17 protein-coding genes are annotated in these 16,499 nt (G+C 72.3%); 13 read left to right on the top strand and 4 right to left on the bottom strand.

Features of this window, described 5'->3' with window-relative positions; all coding sequences use genetic code 11:
• The first annotated feature begins 56 nt into the window (after positions 1–56).
• The 7 genes from AB0F91_RS40210 (at position 57) to AB0F91_RS40180 (ending at position 6,889) form a co-directional block, all read left to right on the top strand.
• Positions 57–1,727: a carbamoyltransferase C-terminal domain-containing protein gene (locus AB0F91_RS40210; RefSeq protein WP_360606582.1), complete on the top strand. Its 1,671-nt coding sequence runs from the start codon at positions 57–59 to the stop codon at positions 1,725–1,727.
• Positions 1,727–2,287 carry an SIS domain-containing protein gene (locus AB0F91_RS40205; RefSeq protein ID WP_360606580.1) on the top strand — a complete coding sequence of 187 codons (561 nt, stop codon included), beginning with the start codon at positions 1,727–1,729 and terminating at the stop codon, positions 2,285–2,287. Before AB0F91_RS40210 ends, AB0F91_RS40205 begins: the two co-directional genes overlap by 1 nt.
• A complete protein-coding gene (locus tag AB0F91_RS40200) occupies positions 2,284–3,651 on the top strand; it encodes a PfkB family carbohydrate kinase (RefSeq protein ID WP_360606578.1) in 1,368 nt (455 codons plus the stop codon). The genes AB0F91_RS40205 and AB0F91_RS40200 overlap by 4 nt, the downstream gene beginning before the upstream one ends.
• Before the next feature lie 48 nt (positions 3,652–3,699).
• Positions 3,700–4,386, top strand: a complete 687-nt coding sequence (locus tag AB0F91_RS40195; protein ID WP_360606577.1) for an SDR family oxidoreductase — start codon at positions 3,700–3,702, stop codon at positions 4,384–4,386.
• Complete coding sequence (locus AB0F91_RS40190) at positions 4,377–5,327, top strand: glycosyltransferase family 9 protein (protein WP_360606575.1); 951 nt, start codon at positions 4,377–4,379, stop codon at positions 5,325–5,327. Before AB0F91_RS40195 ends, AB0F91_RS40190 begins: the two co-directional genes overlap by 10 nt.
• The gene (locus AB0F91_RS40185; protein WP_360606573.1) at positions 5,320–6,639 is read left to right on the top strand and encodes a UDP-glucose/GDP-mannose dehydrogenase family protein; all 1,320 of its coding nucleotides are present in this window, start codon (positions 5,320–5,322) and stop codon (positions 6,637–6,639) included. The genes AB0F91_RS40190 and AB0F91_RS40185 overlap by 8 nt, the downstream gene beginning before the upstream one ends.
• 73 nt (positions 6,640–6,712) lie before the next feature.
• Positions 6,713–6,889, top strand: coding sequence for a hypothetical protein (locus tag AB0F91_RS40180; RefSeq protein ID WP_360606571.1), 177 nt, complete (start codon positions 6,713–6,715; stop codon positions 6,887–6,889).
• A 124-nt stretch (positions 6,890–7,013) separates the two neighbouring features.
• Here AB0F91_RS40180 and AB0F91_RS40175 read toward each other — a convergent pair whose 3' ends face one another.
• Positions 7,014–8,366 (bottom strand): aldehyde dehydrogenase family protein, encoded by a 1,353-nt coding sequence (locus AB0F91_RS40175; protein WP_360606569.1) that lies wholly within the window; start codon positions 8,364–8,366, stop codon positions 7,014–7,016.
• An 88-nt stretch (positions 8,367–8,454) separates the two neighbouring features.
• On the opposite strand from AB0F91_RS40175, the gene AB0F91_RS40170 reads away from it, so the two are divergent.
• The 6 genes from AB0F91_RS40170 (at position 8,455) to AB0F91_RS40145 (ending at position 12,664) form a co-directional block, all read left to right on the top strand.
• Positions 8,455–9,930, top strand: coding sequence for an HAD-IIIA family hydrolase (locus tag AB0F91_RS40170; RefSeq protein WP_360606567.1), 1,476 nt, complete (start codon positions 8,455–8,457; stop codon positions 9,928–9,930).
• The gene (locus AB0F91_RS40165) at positions 9,930–10,970 is read left to right on the top strand and encodes a glycosyltransferase family 9 protein (RefSeq protein WP_360606565.1); all 1,041 of its coding nucleotides are present in this window, start codon (positions 9,930–9,932) and stop codon (positions 10,968–10,970) included. Before AB0F91_RS40170 ends, AB0F91_RS40165 begins: the two co-directional genes overlap by 1 nt.
• 42 nt (positions 10,971–11,012) lie before the next feature.
• Positions 11,013–11,180 (top strand): hypothetical protein, encoded by a 168-nt coding sequence (locus AB0F91_RS40160; protein WP_360606563.1) that lies wholly within the window; start codon positions 11,013–11,015, stop codon positions 11,178–11,180.
• A 31-nt stretch (positions 11,181–11,211) separates the two neighbouring features.
• The gene (locus AB0F91_RS40155; protein ID WP_360606561.1) at positions 11,212–11,535 is read left to right on the top strand and encodes a hypothetical protein; all 324 of its coding nucleotides are present in this window, start codon (positions 11,212–11,214) and stop codon (positions 11,533–11,535) included.
• Positions 11,519–11,776 (top strand): hypothetical protein, encoded by a 258-nt coding sequence (locus AB0F91_RS40150; RefSeq protein WP_360606559.1) that lies wholly within the window; start codon positions 11,519–11,521, stop codon positions 11,774–11,776. Before AB0F91_RS40155 ends, AB0F91_RS40150 begins: the two co-directional genes overlap by 17 nt.
• Positions 11,777–12,442: 666 nt before the next feature.
• Entirely contained in the window at positions 12,443–12,664 is a 222-nt protein-coding gene (locus tag AB0F91_RS40145) for a DUF6480 family protein (protein WP_360606557.1), read from the top strand.
• A 47-nt stretch (positions 12,665–12,711) separates the two neighbouring features.
• Here AB0F91_RS40145 and AB0F91_RS40140 read toward each other — a convergent pair whose 3' ends face one another.
• The 3 genes from AB0F91_RS40140 to AB0F91_RS40130 form a co-directional block, all read right to left on the bottom strand.
• Complete coding sequence (locus tag AB0F91_RS40140; RefSeq protein ID WP_360606555.1) at positions 12,712–12,903, bottom strand: DUF2795 domain-containing protein; 192 nt, start codon at positions 12,901–12,903, stop codon at positions 12,712–12,714.
• A 193-nt stretch (positions 12,904–13,096) separates the two neighbouring features.
• Positions 13,097–14,377 carry an ATP-grasp domain-containing protein gene (locus AB0F91_RS40135; RefSeq protein ID WP_360606553.1) on the bottom strand — a complete coding sequence of 427 codons (1,281 nt, stop codon included), beginning with the start codon at positions 14,375–14,377 and terminating at the stop codon, positions 13,097–13,099.
• 74 nt (positions 14,378–14,451) lie between these two features.
• Positions 14,452–16,482 (bottom strand): CocE/NonD family hydrolase, encoded by a 2,031-nt coding sequence (locus AB0F91_RS40130; protein WP_360606551.1) that lies wholly within the window; start codon positions 16,480–16,482, stop codon positions 14,452–14,454.
• Positions 16,483–16,499 lie beyond the last annotated feature (17 nt).

Raw genomic sequence — 16,499 nt, 5'->3', positions numbered from 1 at the left:
GCTACGAGCGAACGCGGATCCGCCGGCGGGTCCGCCCGGACGCCAGAGGCAGGTCGATGCGCATACTCGGGATCAACGCCGTTTTCCACGACCCGGCCGCCGCCCTGGTCGTGGACGGCGAGATCGTCGCGGCGGCGGAGGAGGAACGCTTCAGCCGCCGCAAACACGGCAAGCAGGCCGTGCCGTTCTCGACTTGGGAGCAGCCGGCGCAGGCCGCCGCCTGGTGCCTCGAGCAGGCCGGTCTGGCACCCGACGACCTCGATGCCGTCGGCTACTCCTACGACCCCGCCCTGGTCGAGCCCGGCCTGCCCGGGCACGACCACAGCGGCGAGGAGCTGCGGACCGAGTTCGCCGAACGCGCGCCGAAGTTCCTCCGGGCCGCGCTACCCGGGCTGGACCCCGGAATCGTGCGGTTCGTGCGCCACCACGTCGCCCACGCCGCCTCCGCCGCGCTCGCGGCCCCGTTCGGCGACTGCGCGGTGCTGGTCGCCGACGGCCGCGGTGAGAGCACTTCGGCGCTGGCCGGCGAGTACCGCGACGGCCGGTTCAAGGAACTGGCGGCACAACGGCTCCCGCATTCGCTCGGCCTGCTGTACGAAGACCTCACCGAGCACCTGGGGTTCGCGCGTTCGAGCGACGAGTACAAGGTGATGGCACTCGCCTCCTACGGCACGCCCGGCCACCTGGACCACCTGCGCGAAAAGGTCTATGCGACCGGCGACGGCGGGTTCCGCGCCGACGGCGTCGATCTCGCGGAGTTCGCCCCACGGCGTGGAGCCGGTGACGAGCTGACCCGCCGCCACGCCGACCTCGCGGCGAGCGTTCAAAAAGTCCTCGAAGAGGTCCTGCTCGACCTGGTGGGCTGGCTGCACGAGCGCACCGGGCAGCGGGACCTCGCGCTGGCGGGCGGGATCGCGCTCAACTGCGTCGCCAACACCCGCCTGCACGCCGAAGGCCCGTTCGAGCGCGTCTGGGTACAGCCGGCGGCCGGCGACGCGGGTACCGCGCTCGGCGCCGCCCTGCAGCTCGCCGCCGAGGCCGGCGAGGTCGGCTCGCCGATGGTCGGGGCCGACCTCGGCCGCGGCTGGACCGACGACGAGCTCGAAGCCGTGCTGCGCAAGGCGAAACTGCCCTATGAACGGCCCGCCGACCTCGCGGAAACCGTCGCCGAGGCGCTGGCGAACGACGAGGTCGTCGCGTGGTTCCAGGGCCGCGCGGAGTTCGGCCCTCGCGCCCTCGGGCACCGTTCCCTGCTGGCGCACCCCGGCCGTTCGGCCAACCTGGAGCGGCTCAACGATGTCAAGGGCCGTGAGCAGTTCCGGCCGGTGGCACCGATGGTCCGTGCCGAGCGGGCCGGCGAGATCTTTTCGCGCGGCCCCTTGCCCAGCCCCTACATGCTCTTCGTGCACGACGTGGCGGTGGACTGGCGCGACCGCATCCCGGCGGTCACCCACGTCGACGGCACAGCCCGCGTGCAGACCGTCGACGAGCGCGAGAACCCCGTGCTCGCCCGGGTGCTCGCCGGTTTCGAACGCCGGACCGGCCTGCCGGTCGTGATCAACACCAGCCTGAACACCGCGGGCCGGCCGATGGTCGACTCGCCGCGGGACGCACTCGAATGCTTCGGCTCCGCACCGATCGACCTGCTCGCGCTGGGGCCCTTCGTGCTCCGGCGCTCCCCACGGACCGGCGCGGGGGCGCCGGAGGAGAAAGAGGAGGCGCACTGATGGAGGATCATTTCGCCGCGTTGCGGGAAGCTGCGCTGCGAACCAGCCGATCCGTGCCCACGATAACCGCGTGGGGGCGACAGCTCGCGACCGTCTTCACGACCGGCGGCCGATTGCTCGCTTGTGGCAACGGCGGCAGCGCCGCCGAAGCCCAGCACCTGACCGGCGAGCTTGTCGGTCGCTTCCGCGCCGAGCGGCGGCCGCTGTCGGCGATCGCGCTGCACGCGGACACGTCGGCGACCACGGCCATCGTCAACGACTACGGCAACCACGAGGTTTTCGCCCGCCAGGTGCGCGCGCACGGGCGCCCAGGCGACGTGCTGGTGTGCCTGTCCACGAGTGGCAGCAGCCACAACGTCGTCGCCGCCGCGAAAGCCGCGCACGAGCTGGGGGTGACCACGTGGGCGCTGACCGGGCCCGCGCCCAACCCGCTCGCGGCGCTGTGCGACGACGCCGTGACCGTCGAGGCGCCGTCGGTGGCCACCGTGCAGGAGATGCATCTCGCGCTGGTGCACGCCCTGTGCGAGGAGCTGGACAAGGCGCTCGGGGTGGCCGCGTGAAGCCGCTGGTCGTACTCGGCGACACGCTGCTCGACGTCGACGCCGAAGGAACTGCCGACCGGCTCTGCCCGGAGGCGCCGGTTCCGGTCGTCGACCTGACGGCACGGCGTCGCCGCCCCGGTGGGGCCGGGCTCGCCGCTCTGCTGGCCGCGCGGTCGGCGGCCGAGGTCGTGCTGGTGACGCCGCTCGGCGACGACGAGCCGGGGCACGCGCTCACCGGGCTGCTGGAACCCGACGTCACGGTGCTGTCCCTGCCCTTGCGTGGCACCACGGTGTGCAAAACGCGCGTCCGTGCGGGCGGACAGTCGTTGCTCCGTCTGGATTCCGGTAACGGAACGGCGACCGCCGAACCGCTCCCCGAGGGGGTCCGCGAAGCCCTCGGGGACGCAGGAGCGGTACTCGTCGCGGATTACGGCCGAGGCCTCACGCGCAACCCGCACGTCCGCCGGGCCCTGCGCGAACTCGCCGGGCGGGTGCCGGTGGTCTGGGACCCGCACCCGCGGGGCACGGAACCGGTGCGCCACGCCCGGCTCGTCACCCCGAATCTGGCGGAAGCCCACAGCACGCTGCCTGGCCACGACGAACCGGCCGAGCTCGCGAAACTGCTGCGGGATCACTGGCACGCCGAGGCCGTCGCGGTCACCACGGGTGCGCGCGGCGCGGTCCTCGCCGACGGCTACGGGCAGACTGCGGTGCCGATCCCCGCGTCCGCGCGAACGCCGGGCCACGCGGCTCCGGATACCTGCGGGGCGGGTGACCGCTTCGCCGCGGCCGCCACCGCGGCCCTGCTGACCGGCGCGGACACCACCGAAGCCGTCGCGACCGCCGTCGAGGCAGCAGCCCGTTTCGTCGCCGACGGCGGCGCCACGGCACTGTCCACCCACGACGGCCCGACTCCGGAACCGCAACCGGCGACCGATGCGTTCGGCCTGGCACAACGCATCCACGCGGAGGGCGGCCGGCTGGTCGCCACCGGCGGGTGCTTCGACCTGCTGCACCCCGGGCACGTCAGCCTCCTGCGGCAAGCGCGCGCTCTCGGGGACGCCTTGGTGGTGTGCCTCAATTCGGACGCTTCCGTGCGGGGCCTCAAGGGGCCCGCACGGCCGCTCGTACGCGACCGTGACCGGGCGCGGCTGCTCGCCGCACTGTCCTTTGTGGACGCAGTGGCCGTGTTCGACGAACCTTCCCCCGCAGGAGTGCTGGAACGGCTACGCCCGCACGTGTGGGTCAAGGGCGGCGACTACACGCACGCCGACCTGCCCGAACGCGAGGTCGTGGAACGGCACGGCGGCGAAGTCGTGCTCGTCCCGACCGTCCCGGGTTACTCGACGTCGCGGCTGGTCGCCGCGGCCGCGAGTGCCTGACCCGACGGTGCTTGATTCCAAACCGACTCCGACTCACGAAGGAGACCGATGCGACCCCTCGGCAACATCCTGATCACCGGTGGCGCCTCCGGGCTCGGCGCAGCCACCGTCGACGCCGTGCGCAAAGCCGGTGGCACGCCCTACGTCCTCGATCGCGTCCGCCCCGAGGACCCGGCCGAGTACGTCGAAGCCGATCTCACCGACACCGCCGCGACCGAGCGGGCGGTGCGTGAACTGGCCGAGCGCGCCGGGGGGCTCGACGGCGTTTTCACCGCTGCGGGCACCGACGCGTGCGGTCCCCTTTCCGAGGTGGCCACCGCGGACTGGGAACGGGTCGTGAAGGTGAACCTGCTGGGCACGGCCGCCGTCGTGCGCGCCGCGCTGCCGTACCTGGAGCGCTCGCGCGGCACGGTCGTCACGTGCGCGTCGACGCTCGGCGTCAAGGCGGTCAGCGACGCGACCGCCTATTGCGCCTCGAAGTTCGGCGTTGTCGGGTTCACCCGCGCGCTGGCGGCTGAGCTGGCCGGGCGCGTCGGCGTGACCCTGCTGATCCCGGGCGGGATGTGGACGCACTTCTTCGACAACCGCACCGACCAGTACAAGCCGCCGCCCGACGCGAAGCTCAACGAGCCCGAGCACACGGCGAGCACGGTGGTTTTCGCCCTGCAGCAGCCGCCGGGCTCGGAGGTCCGCGAACTGGTGGTCTGCGCGTCGGAGGAGGGGTCGTGGCCGTGAGCGCCGCGATCCTCGTGCTGCGTGCGCTCGGTATCGGGGACCTGCTGACGGCCGTGCCCGCGCTGCGCGCACTGCATGCAGCGCACCCCGACGAGCGCTTGGTGCTCGCCGCGCCGCGGGAGCTGCAGGACCTCGCCGAGCTCATCGACGCCGTCGACGAGTTGCTGCCGGCCCCGGGGCTCGGAGCGCTCGCCTGGTCTGGTCCGCCGCCCAAGCTCGCGGTGAACCTGCACGGCCGCGGCCCCGAGAGCATTCACGACCTGCTCGCCACCGACCCGGGCGAGTTGCTCACCCACCACCACCCCGACTTCCCGAACGTGCCCGGTCTCGACTGGCGCGCTGACCTGCACGAGGTCGACCGCTGGTGCCGGCTGGTCGAGTACGCGCACCTCGAGGCCGACCGCTCGGCGCTGCGGCTGCCGCCGCCGCCCGGGCCGAGCCCCGCACCCGGGGCCGTGGTCGTGCACCCCGGCGCGGCGTTCCCGGCCCGGCGCTGGCCACCCGAACGATTCGCGCGCGTGGCACGTGAGCTCGCCGCCGCGGGCCACCGGGTCGTGGTCACCGGAAGCGTGGCCGAACGAGACCTGGCGCATGGCGTCGCCGACCAGGCGGGGCTGCCCGGGGCCGCGGTACTCGCCGGGCGCACGGGCTTGGCGGAGCTGGCTTCGCTCGTGGCCGAGGCGGCGCTGGTGATCTGCGGTGACACCGGTATCGGACACCTCGCGACGGCGTTCGGCACGCCGTCTGTGCTGTTGTTCGGCCCCACGCCACCACGGCTGTGGGGGCCGCCACCCGAAGCCCCGCAGCATGTGGTGCTGTGGGCCGGGGACGTCGGTGATCCCCACGGCGACCGGCCGGACGGAGGACTGCTGCTGCTCGGTGAGGAGCGCGTGCTCGCCGCCGCGCGGGTAGCGGTGGAAGCGCAGGTGCCGCATGGCTGAGCACATCGGAATCGTGGGCGCGGGGTACGTCGGGCTGACGAGCGCCGCGTGTTTCGCCCGCCTGGGGTACCAGGTCACGTGCGTGGACACCGATGAGTCCAAAGTAGACGCATTGGGTCGCGGTGAGGTTCCGATCGCCGAACCCGGCCTGCCGGAGCTGGTCGCCCAGGGGCTCGCCGACGGCACCCTTGTCTTCACGACCGCGCAGGCGGAACTGCACGGCACGGACGTCGTCTTCCTGTGCCTGCCCACCCCGCCCGACGGCGAAGGCCGGCCCGACCTCGGCGTGCTGGAACAAGTGCTGCCGCAGCTCGGGCGGATCCTGCGGCCCGGCTGCGTGCTCGTCACCAAGTCCACGGTGCCGGTCGGTACGGCCGCCCGTGTGCCGCGCCTGCTGGGCCGCGGCGACCTGCCGGTGGTGAGCAACCCCGAGTTCCTGCGCGAAGGGCATTCGGTGGAGGACTTCCTGCACCCCGACCGCGTCGTGATCGGGACCGATCCGCCGGCAGCGCCGTCCGCGCACCGCGTCGAGAAGCTGTACGAACCGACGGGCGCGCCGGTGGTCCGGACCGACACCGCCAGCGCCGAGCTCGCGAAGTACGCCAGCAACGCGTTCCTCGCGGTGAAGTTGTCGTACGTGAACGTGCTGGCCGAGCTGTGCGAACGGTTCGGCGCCGACGTCGGCGAAGTCGCCCGCACGATGGGCCTCGACGCGCGCATCGGCCCGGAATTCCTCGTACCGGGGCCGGGCTGGGGTGGTTCCTGCCTGCCCAAGGACACCTCGGCGCTGCTGCACGCGGCCGACGCCGCGGGCGTCGACTTCGGCATCCTGCGCGACGCAGTCCGGGTGAACGCCCGCCAGCGCGCCCGCGCGGTGCGGACCGTGCGGGAGGCGGTCACGGGCTCGCCGTCCGGCTCCCTCGCAGGCACGCGGATCGGCCTGCTGGGCTTGGCGTTCAAGGCGGGCACCGGCGACCTGCGCGACTCGCCGGCGCTGGCGATCGCCATCGCGCTGGCCCGCCACGGCGCTGAGCTGACCGCACACGATCCGGCGGTCGAAGCCGTGCCGGAGCTCGACGCGGTGCAGGTCGTGGACGACCCGTACCTGGTGGCGAAGGACGCCGCCGCGCTCGTCGTGCTCACCGAGTGGCCGGAGTTCCGCGACCTCGACTGGGCCCGGCTCGCCGCCGCGACGGCCCGGCCGGTGGTCGTGGACACGCGCAACCTTCTCCACCCCGAGATGCTCGCCAACGCCGGGTTCACTCACTTCGGCGTCGGACGGCCGCACCCGGAGGCTACTCCGTTCGGGTGATGTCGACGGATTTCCCGAGTGTGGTCCGGACCGTGGGGTACGCGGTCCGGACCACCATCCCGAGGGAGACCCCGTGACGAACCGGATCCTGATCAGCCAGGAGAGCCAGCCGATCCCGTGTGAGAAGTGCGGTCAGCCGACCTTGCACGTCGCCCGGCTCGTCACCGGCGACGGTGCGCTGCTCGGGCAGACGATGGTCTGCACCGAATGCCGCCGCGGCCGGCCGGACAGCACCGAGTCGTCGGTTTGACACCGGCGCGAGCGAGGAGAAGCGCGGCGACCGTTTCCGAGGGTGGTCACCGCGCTTCTCCTCGCCGCTGGATGCCGGTGCCCGTCAGCCTCGGACAGGCCGGCGCCGACCGGTTCGGCGTGGGTCAGGCGCCCGGCGGCTCCACGTGCACCACCTTGGTCTGCGTCATCTCGTCGAGCAGCTCGGGTCCGTAGCCATAGCCGTTGCCGCTGCGCCGCCGCGGGTGCGCGGCCCCGCCGGGTGCGCCGCCGAACACGGAGTTGACCTTCACCGTCCCTGCGGGGAGTTCACGCCACGCGTGCTGCGCGCGGGCCATCGACGCGGTCAGCACGGTCGCCGCGAGCCCGTAGTCACTGCGGGCGGCCGCGGCGAGCCCGTCTTCGAAACTCGAGACGACCTGCACCGGCGCGACCGGGCCGAACGTCTCCTCGACCATCACGCGCAGGTCCGGCGTGCACCCCGTCAGAACGGTCGCCGGGTAGTGCGCGCCGGGCCCTTCGGGCACCACTCCCCCGGTCAGCGCCCGCGCGCCCCGCGCCAGGGCGTCCTCCACGTGCGAGTGCACGTGCTCGCGGTGGCGGAGGTCGACCAGCGGCGCGAGGGTGCGCGCCTCGGCTTCCTTCACCAGCGCGGCCAGGAACGGTTCGGCGATGGCTTCGTGCACGTAGACCCGCTCCACGGCCACGCAGATCTGCCCGGAGTTGGCGAACGCGCCGAGCGCGACCTGCCCGGCGGCCCACGCGGGATCGACGTCCTCGTCGACCACCACGGGGTCGTTGCCGCCGTTCTCCAGCAACGTCTTCGCGCCGGTCGCAGCCGCGCTGGCGGCGATCGACCGGCCGGTCGCGGTGCTGCCGACGTGGGCGATCACGTCGACGTCGCCGCGCATCGCCAGCAGGGCGCCTACCCCGCCTTCGCCTTGCAGGGTCTGGAAAACACCGTCCGGCAGCACGCCGGAAAGCACCTTGCCGAGCAGCGCGCCGGTGTGCGGCGCGCGCTCGCTCGGCTTGTGCACCACGGTGTTCCCGGCCGCCAAGGCCGCGCCGATCAGCCCGCACGCCACGGCGACCGGGTCGTTCCACGGCGTCAGCGCGACGACGACTCCGCGAGCTTCCGGGACCATCAGGTCGGTCGCCCCGAAGTCGCCGAGCAGGCTGCGCCCACGATGGACGGGGCCCAGCTCCGCGTACTGGTCGAGAGTGCCCGCACCGGCAAGCACGCCCTCGGCCGCCTCGGCCCGCGGACGCCCGGTCTCGGCTTCGTTGCGCGCGGCGAATTCGTCGACGTGCTCCCGCAACCGCGCCGCCGCGGAGTGCAGCAGCCCACCGCGCTCGGCCGCCGGCGTGCGCGCCCAACCGGGCCACCTGCGGTTCGCCAGCGCCAGCGCGGCGTCGACCTCGTCTTCGCCGGCGGTGGGCACCGTGCCCACCACGCTCCCGTCGGCCGGGTTCCGGATTTCGATCGTCCCTGCGGTCATCCGCACCTCCTTCGCGTCGCTGTGTGGTTACCCCGGTGCGCCGGTTCGACACCCGTTTCGGCGGGCCCCCACCGGGTAGTCAGCTCCAGTGACTGCTTCGCTCGACTACACCGTGGTCATCCCCACGACGGGCCGCGACAACCTGCGGCCGCTGCTGCAGACCCTGCTCACCGGCCGCGGCCCGCGGCCGGCGGAAGTCCTCGTCGTCGACGACCGGCCCCACGGCCGCGACCTCGATGTCCCCGCCGGCGTCCGCGTGCTCCAGTCGGGCGGGCGTGGACCGGCAGCCGCGCGTAACCTCGGCTGGCGCAACGCGGCGAGCGAGTGGATCGCGTTCGTCGACGACGACGTCGTGCTGGCCGACGACTGGCCACAGCAGCTGGCCGACGACCTCCTGCCCCTGGGCTCGGACGTCGCCGCTTCCCAGGCGCGCATCACGGTGCCGCTCCCGGCGGACCGGCGCCCGACCGACGACGAGCGCGGCACCGCCGGCCTCGAACACGCGTTGTGGATCACCGCCGACATGGCTTACCGGCGCAGCGCGCTTGTCGAAGCCGGCGGGTTCGACGAACGCTTCCCCCGCGCGTTCCGCGAAGACTCGGACCTCGCGCTGCGCGTGACGCTCACAGGGCATCGCATCGAACGCGGCCGGCGGCTGACCACGCACCCCGCCCGCAACTCCGGTTTCTTCGCCAGTGTGAAAGCACAGCGGGGCAATGCCGACAACGCCTTGATGCGGGCCAAGCACGGCGCGCTGTGGCGTCAGCGCACCGCGGCGGGGCGCGGGCGCCTCGGCGAGCACGCGGTGTCCACAGTGGCCGGTCTGGCCGCGCTCGGCTTCGCCCTCACCGGCCGGCGGGCCCCGGCCGCGCTTGCCGGTGGGGTGTGGGCGAGCCTGACAGCGGAGTTCGCCGCGCGCCGTGTGCTGGCGGGCCCGGCCGCACCGGGCGAAGTCGTGCGGATGGTCGTGACCAGCGTCCTCATCCCGCCGGTCGCCTGCTACCACCGGGTGCGCGGCGAGATTTCCGCCCGGCGCCGCCGGCCCCCGGCCGCGGTGCTGTTCGACCGCGACGACACGCTGATCACCGACGTGCCCTACCTCGACGACCCCGAAAGCGTGCGGCCGGTGCCCGGGGCCGTCGAGCTGGTCCGCGGGCTGAGGGAACGGGGAGTGCCGGTCGGGATCGTGAGCAACCAGTCGGGGGTCGCGAAAGGACTGATCACGCCTGAGCGGCTGGCTGCGGTGAACGCGCGCGTGGAGGAGCTGCTGGGGCCGTTCGGGACGTGGCAAGTCTGCGTACACGACGACGGCGACGGTTGCGACTGCCGCAAACCCGCGCCCGGGCTCGTGCGCCGGGCCGCTGCCCAACTGGGGGTCGACCCGGCGTCGTGCGTGGTCATCGGTGACACGGGGGCCGACGTGCGCGCCGCCCTCGCGGCCGGGGCCCGCGCAGTGCTCGTGCCGACGGAGCGCACGCTCGACGTCGAAGTGCAGCACGCGCGCCGGTACGCCGCGGTCGCGCGGAACCTGTCCGAAGCGCTGCGCGTGGCCGGGGTCGCCTGATGACCCACGTCCTGGTGGCCCGGCAGGACAATCTGGGCGACGTCCTGCTGGCCGGCCCGTGCATCCGCGCCGTGGCCGCGCACGCTTCGCACGTGACGCTCCTGACCGGACCGAACGGGCGTCCGGCCGGCGAGCTGCTACCGGGCGTCGACGATCACCTCACCTGGCGTGCGCCCTGGATCGACCCGGAACCGCCGCCCACGACCGCCGCGGACACCGGCGCGTTCGTGGCGGAGGTCCGCAGGCGGGCACCGGACCGCGCGCTGATCCTCACGTCGTTCCACCAGTCCCCGCTGCCGCTCGCGCTGCTGCTGCGGCAGGCGGGAGTGCCGTGGGTCGGCGCGATCTCGGACGACTACCCGGGCAGCCTGCTCGACCTGCGCCATCGCGTTGACGGCGACCCGCCGGAAGCCGTGCGCATGCTCACGCTCGCCGAGGCGGCGGGGTTCCGGCTGCCGCCTGGCGACCACGGCGGCTTGGCGCTGCGCCGGCCGCTGCCCGACTCCACTCGGCTGACCGGAGGTGGGCCGTACGTCGTGGTCCACCCCGCCGCTTCGGTACCGGCCCGCCACCCGTCGGCAGAGTGGAGCCACCGGCTCGTCCGGGCTCTGATCGCGCAGGGCCACCGTGTGGTCGTGACCGGCGCGCGGATCGAGCGGGAGCTGACCCGGCAGGTGGCCGGCGGCACGGGCATCGACCTCGGCGGCCGGACGACCCTGGCCGAGCTGGCGTCGGTGCTGACCGGCGCCCGAGTAGTGGTCGCGCCCAACACGGGTGCCGCGCACCTGGCCGCCGCGGCCGGAACCCCGGTCGTGTCGCTGTTCGCGCCGGTGGTGCCGGCCGCGCGCTGGGCGCCGTACGGCGTGCCGGTCGCTCTCCTCGGGGACCAGCACGCGCCGTGCCGCGACAGCCGCGCACGCACGTGCCCGGTGCCAGGCCACCCGTGCCTGGACCGCGTCGACCCGGCGCAGGTGTGCCGCGCCGTCGCGGAGCTCGCGGAGCCCGACAGCGCCGGGTTTCGTGACCGGATCACCGGGTAGCCACTGCGGAGCCGATCAAGCCAGCACATGTCGGAGGTGACCATGCCGCGCGAAAGCGACCAGCACTCGCCCCGTGAGGACGACGAGCTGAAGGCCGAACTGCAGGGGGAGCTGAAGGGCAACGGCCCCACCCGTGCGGAGGACTGGCGCGACCCCGAGCTCTCGGCCGACGACGACGAACCCATCCCGCCACCCGTCGGCGAGGATTGAGCTGCCCCGCTTCGACCAGGAGGTGATCCGCGTGGACAAAGCGCTGTGGACGGAATTCCCGCGCGTGGTGGTCGGCGTGACCTCGCGCGGGCCCTCCGACCAGCGGTGCACCCACGACACCGGCGCCGAGCAGCTGCTGCCCGACCGAGCCGAAATCCCGGTGGGACACGAGGTCCAGGAGATCCCTGGCCAGCGAAAGTCCGCTGTGGATGGGCACCACGAGACCGTGCCGTCCCCGGCGGCTGAACGTGCGCGGGCCGAACGGCGCGGCGGCGTGGAGCTTGTCGCCGATGAGGGTCCACTCGCGGCGCCGACCGACTCCGAGTCGGGGAGGTGTCGTGCCGGACGGGGATGACCAGCGCACGCTGCAGGGCCTCGAAGCCGAATTGAACCTCAGAACGTTCACGACGTGGGCGTTCACCGCCCACGCTGCAGCCGAGCACGTCAGCTGGCTCGCCGTGCTCGTGTTCGCCGACGTCACGGCGGTGCTCGCCTTCCTGACAGGCGTCTTCGCCGCCAATGGCGCGCTGGCGTTCGCGAGCTTCCTGGCCGGCTGCGCCCTCCTTTTCCTCCACACCGCACGGATGAAGCGGTGAAGACGTCTGGTTGTCGTACCACCAGGTGGCCGGCCTCCGGGGCAAGGTTCGCTGGGGCTGCTCCTGGCGACCGGGCCGGCGGCGATCGCCGAGCACGAGCAGCCGCCCGTCGACCGGCTGCTCGGCGGGTCCGACCGTGACCGGTTCCGGCGCGCCAGCATCACGAGGGCAGCCGAGCCGCCACGCATCGTCGTGCCCCTCGGCCAGGACATCGGCGTCACCGGCCTTCGCTGCGGCTCGCGGAGGGCGACATCGAAGCCGGTGCCCGACGGACGAGGTCGCCGGAGGTCGGAAGATCTCCCCGTGTCGCTGTCCGCGGCAATCGGCGGGTTGCACCCCACACGCTGCGAGGCGGCCGGGCAACGCCAAGAAGTCCTTCGCCGGGCAGGGGCCGCGAGGGTCGCGCAGCACCGCGCGCGGCCACCCCGGGCTTGATGTCGACGTCGCTCACCATCACCCGTAGCTGCGAACTTTCGCGGACCCCGCGGCGATCAGGGGGCCGGAGAGCACCTGCGCGCCCGGCCCGGCGAACGTCGTGGGAACGCCGGTCGAGCGTGTTCGAGTCTCGTGGGGGTACGGGGAGCGGGCGCGTGCAGCCACGGCGTTTATCCGCCGCCACAGGCGGTAGCCATGGAGCCCGGACCACGCAGACGGAAGGTGATTCCCATGACCGCACCCGGACCCGAGCCGAACGAGGTCCCCGGCCTGGAACCCGGGGGCTCGGTGACCCCGGGCGACACGCCGCCGGACGCCGGGCAGACCTCGGGACTGTCGCACCCGCAACCCATGCCGTCGCGCAAGCTGCCTGCCGGATGGCTGATCGTCCTCGCGGTCTTCGTGTTTTTGGTGGCGGCGTTTTTCATCGTGCTGGGCCTCGGTTACCTCTGAGGCGGTGGTGTGGGGCCGGACCTCCCTCCAGCCCGGCCCCCTCCCGCTCAGCTACCGCCGAGTTCCTTGCTCACCCCGCTAGGCCCCTCGTACTGCCGGTCGGGGATCCCCCTCAGCTGCTCGAGCGTCTCCTCGTCAGCTCCGTTTCGCTGCGCCGCCGCCACCAGGTCGTCGCGGCCGGCGGGGTAGTCCACTCCGGACAGATATTTCTGCACCTGGATCGGGTTGGCGCCCGTCATCGCTCCTCCTTTCCTGACCCGCCGGGGAAGACCACCGGCGAACGCAGCGGCTACCCGGGGAAAGCGCCGGCAAACATCGCTGCCCTGGGTCTACGGCACCGCGACCGACGACCACAGGCGGGGCTGCACCTCGGCCCCGGCGCTGAACCGGTGCCGGCGCTGTGCGGAATCCGCCGCACAGCGCCGGTACGCCTCAAGCTGCCTCGTCGAACTCGAACCGGAGTTCGTCGACGCAGCGCTGGTACTTCTGCTCCATCTCCTGCTCGCTGTTCGCCGCGATGAGGAACTGCGCGAGCTCGTAGGAGTAGCTGTCCTGCTCGGGCAGCTCCGAAAGCCGCTGCCCTTCCTTCGGCGACACGCTGATCTCCACCCCGCCGAGCCGGCCCTGCAAAGCGGTGATCTCCGCCGCCGTCGGCACGCGCGTCACCACGGCGTCACCCGAGAAGCGGCGCAAGTACCAGCGCCCGGCGATGCCGTACGGACCGGCGCCGGTGCGACGTCGCGGCGCCTGCCCGAGGCCGAGCCGAACCATGAGGTCGTGGTTGGTCAGGCCGTCGACGAGCTCGAACAGCTCGGCGTGCGACTGCGAGTGCCGCGGGTTGATCTCGAGCAGCCACACCTGACCGGACTGCACATCGCAGAAGAACTCGATGCTGAACGTCCCGTTGTCGAAGCCGATCCGCCGCATCACTCTCTTCGCGACGTCCGCCATGCGCCGCTGCACCTCCTGCGGAAGCTGTGAGGGGTACTGGTGGCGCAGGAACGAGGAGCTGTCGGGGTAGTCGACCGAGTCGAGCGCCGCGTACACGGTCACTTCGCCCTGGTACACATACCCCTCCACGGCGGCCTGCACGCCGTGCAGAGCCTCCTCGGCCAGGCACGCCGCCCCCCCGACCTCGGCGATCTCGCGCGGTAGCTCGACCTTCCCGAGGACCTCGTCGAAGGGCTCACCGACCCGCCCCACACCCTCGCGGATGGCCCCGACCGCCGCGGCGAAGTCGTCATCGTCGGTGACGCGGAAGGCGAGCTCCGAGGAGAAGGACTTCACCGGCTTGAGCCACACGGGGTACGAGACCCCCTCGGGCAGCTTCGGTTCGGCGTCGTCGAGGTCGACGATGCCGAAGCGCGGCAGCTCGCTGATCACCTCGCGCTGCTCCAGCCGGCTCCAGTACTTGTGCTCGCACTTGAGGATCGCCTCCAGCGGCACGTGCGGCAGGCCGCGGCTCTCGCACAACAGTGGGACGAGCGACGCCGCCGGGAAATCCCAGAACGTGACGATCGCGTCGATCGAACCGTCGAACGCGTCGAGCGTCGTTGTCGCCTTGTCGAGCAGCCCGCCGATGTCGATTTCGCCGTGCTGGAGTTCGTCAGGCGTCAGAAGTCCATGGAATGCGTACTGGTCGGAGTCGGGCAGCCGCTCGAGCACCTGTGCGTTGTTGTCGTCCAGGCCGACCACGAAGATGTTCGCCGTCATCGGTCTGTCACTCCTCGTTCGTTCCGGTTGGTTCATACCTTCCGGATTTCCCCTTCGCCCTAACGGCAAACGCGTCAGATCAGGTCCCGCGGCACGGTGCGGTGCCAGTTGCGGGACACGATCCGGCGGTCGCCGTGGTAGGCGTCGAGGCGCGCGTCGACCACGAACTCCTCGGGCGTGCAGGACACCCGTGTGCTGGTTTCGCTGCGAGCGGACCAGTCGCCGCGCTCGAACGTCACGACCCACTCCGTCTCCGCGACGGGTGAGCAGAAGTCGTCGGCAACCCACGTATAGCGCTCATGCACGTCGCGGGTGACGGTGAGGTCGATGTCGTCGTAGCGGACGGCGCCGGAGTTCTTCACGATGTCCAGCGCCGAGTGGTACGCGACCAGGTCGCGCGAGACCTCCCAGCTCTGCTCCGGCGGCGTCAGTTGCGTCGTCGCGATCGGCGGCGCGCCTTCCGGTTCACCGAACGGGTTCGCGGGCACCTCATCGGGCTCCGCCACCGGTCGCACCGGAAGCGTGAGGAAGCTCCCTCCGGTGTGGACGGACAAGGTGACCGGCTCCGGGGGCGGCCAGGCCAGCGGCCAGTACGAAGTGGACAGCGAAAGCCTGATCCGGTGACCGGCGGGGAAGGCCTGCGCCACTCCGTTCAGTTCGAACTCGACCTCGCACACTCGACCGGGCTCCATCGGCTTCGGTTCTTCGTGACCGTCGCGGTGGGTCAGGTTGAGCAGCCCGTACGTCACCCGGGTGGCACGGCCATCGGGGGCCACATCGGACAGTCTGGCAGCCACCATCGCCACCGGCCGGTCGGCCGAGACCGCGAGCCGCACGCGCGGCGCGCCGAGGATTTCGCAGCGCTCGGTGAGCACGTCGGTGTCGAAGACGAGGGAGCCGCCGTCCTCCTCACGCTGGTCGTAGGGCAGGTCCGGCGGGGCGCTGTACGAGGCCCACTTCCCGGCGAACTGCCCGACCGACAGCGGTGAGGAAACCTCCAGCACCGTTTCCGGCACGTCCTCCTCCGCCCGCGCGATGCGGTGCGGGGCCAGCGCGTGTTCCGAAGGCTTGACGTGCGGCGAGGGCCACCGCGCCTCGCCGACCCACCGGCCGGGGCGATCCTCGTAGGACGTCGAAGGCGGCACGCTCTCCTGCAGCCAGGTCTGGACCATGGGCCCGTCCAGCACACCGTTCTCGACGTCCTTGAGCCAGTGGTCCCACCACCGCACGACTTCCTGCAAGTACCCGATCGCCGGGCCGGGCTCGCCGAGGTGCGGGTACTTGTGCGACCACGGCCCGATCAGTCCGCGGCGCGGCACGTCGAGGTGGGCCATCAGCCGGGTCACTGCGTTGGAGTACCCGTCCGCCCAGCCGCTGGAGGCGAGCACCGGTACTTGCACGTCGCTGTAGTTCTCCGACACGGACGCGTGGCGCCAATAGCCGTCACGGCGCTGGTGGCGCAACCACTGCTCGGCCCACAGGCTGCAGCCCTCAAGCCGCTCCCGCCACAGCTCCAGCCACCGATCCCCCACGACCGCCGGGTCCGGCGGCAACGTCGAGTCGGAGAACATGGTGCCGGATTCGGCGACGTTGTCCGAGAGCAGGCAGCCACCCATGTAGTGCATGTCGTCGGCGAAGCGGTCGTCGGTGAACGAGGAGATCACGATCGCCCGCAGGCTCGGCGGTTTGCGCGCGGCGACCTGCAACGCGGCGAACCCGCCCCAGGAGATCCCCATCATGCCGGTCACGCCGCTGCACCACGGCTGGTCCGCGAGCCACGCGAGCACGTCTTCGGCGTCGCGCTGTTCGGACTCGAGGTACTCGTCCGCCAGCACGCCTTCGGACTCACCGGTGCCGCGGATGTCGACGCGGACACACGCGTAACCATGGCCGGCCAGATAAGGGTGGTGGATCGAGTCGCGCACCGAGGTCAGGTCACGCTGGCGATACGGGATGTACTCCAGGATTCCCGGCACCGGCAAGGACTCCGAGCCCACCGGCCGCCAGATGCGGGCCGAGAGGCGGATCCCGTCGGACACGGGGATCCGGACATTCTCGTCCTCGAGGATCTCGTACGGCAACGATGCGAGAGCGCGAGTACCCATGGGCCTTCGCATACCCC

The sequence above is a fragment of the Amycolatopsis sp. NPDC023774 genome, assembly GCF_040639695.1.
Taxonomy (GTDB): Bacteria; Actinomycetota; Actinomycetes; order Mycobacteriales; family Pseudonocardiaceae; genus Amycolatopsis.
Note: the sequence above shows the minus strand (reverse complement) of the source record. Positions and strands in the feature narration are given on the sequence as shown.

Bases quoted from the DNA above. Each gene is read 5' to 3' on its own strand.
- AB0F91_RS40140 (WP_360606555.1), bottom strand. From the start codon at position 12,903: ATGACGGGCGCCAACCCGATCCAGGTGCAGAAATATCTGTCCGGAGTG.
- AB0F91_RS40135 (WP_360606553.1), bottom strand. From the start codon at position 14,377: ATGACGGCGAACATCTTCGTGGTCGGCCTGGACGACAACAACGCACAG.
- AB0F91_RS40165 (WP_360606565.1), top strand. From the start codon at position 9,930: ATGACCCACGTCCTGGTGGCCCGGCAGGACAATCTGGGCGACGTCCTG.
- AB0F91_RS40210 (WP_360606582.1), top strand. From the start codon at position 57: ATGCGCATACTCGGGATCAACGCCGTTTTCCACGACCCGGCCGCCGCC.
- AB0F91_RS40205 (WP_360606580.1), top strand. From the start codon at position 1,727: ATGGAGGATCATTTCGCCGCGTTGCGGGAAGCTGCGCTGCGAACCAGC.
- AB0F91_RS40160 (WP_360606563.1), top strand. From the start codon at position 11,013: ATGCCGCGCGAAAGCGACCAGCACTCGCCCCGTGAGGACGACGAGCTG.
- AB0F91_RS40175 (WP_360606569.1), bottom strand. From the start codon at position 8,366: ATGACCGCAGGGACGATCGAAATCCGGAACCCGGCCGACGGGAGCGTG.
- AB0F91_RS40130 (WP_360606551.1), bottom strand. From the start codon at position 16,482: ATGGGTACTCGCGCTCTCGCATCGTTGCCGTACGAGATCCTCGAGGAC.
- AB0F91_RS40185 (WP_360606573.1), top strand. From the start codon at position 5,320: ATGGCTGAGCACATCGGAATCGTGGGCGCGGGGTACGTCGGGCTGACG.
- AB0F91_RS40195 (WP_360606577.1), top strand. From the start codon at position 3,700: ATGCGACCCCTCGGCAACATCCTGATCACCGGTGGCGCCTCCGGGCTC.
- AB0F91_RS40145 (WP_360606557.1), top strand. From the start codon at position 12,443: ATGACCGCACCCGGACCCGAGCCGAACGAGGTCCCCGGCCTGGAACCC.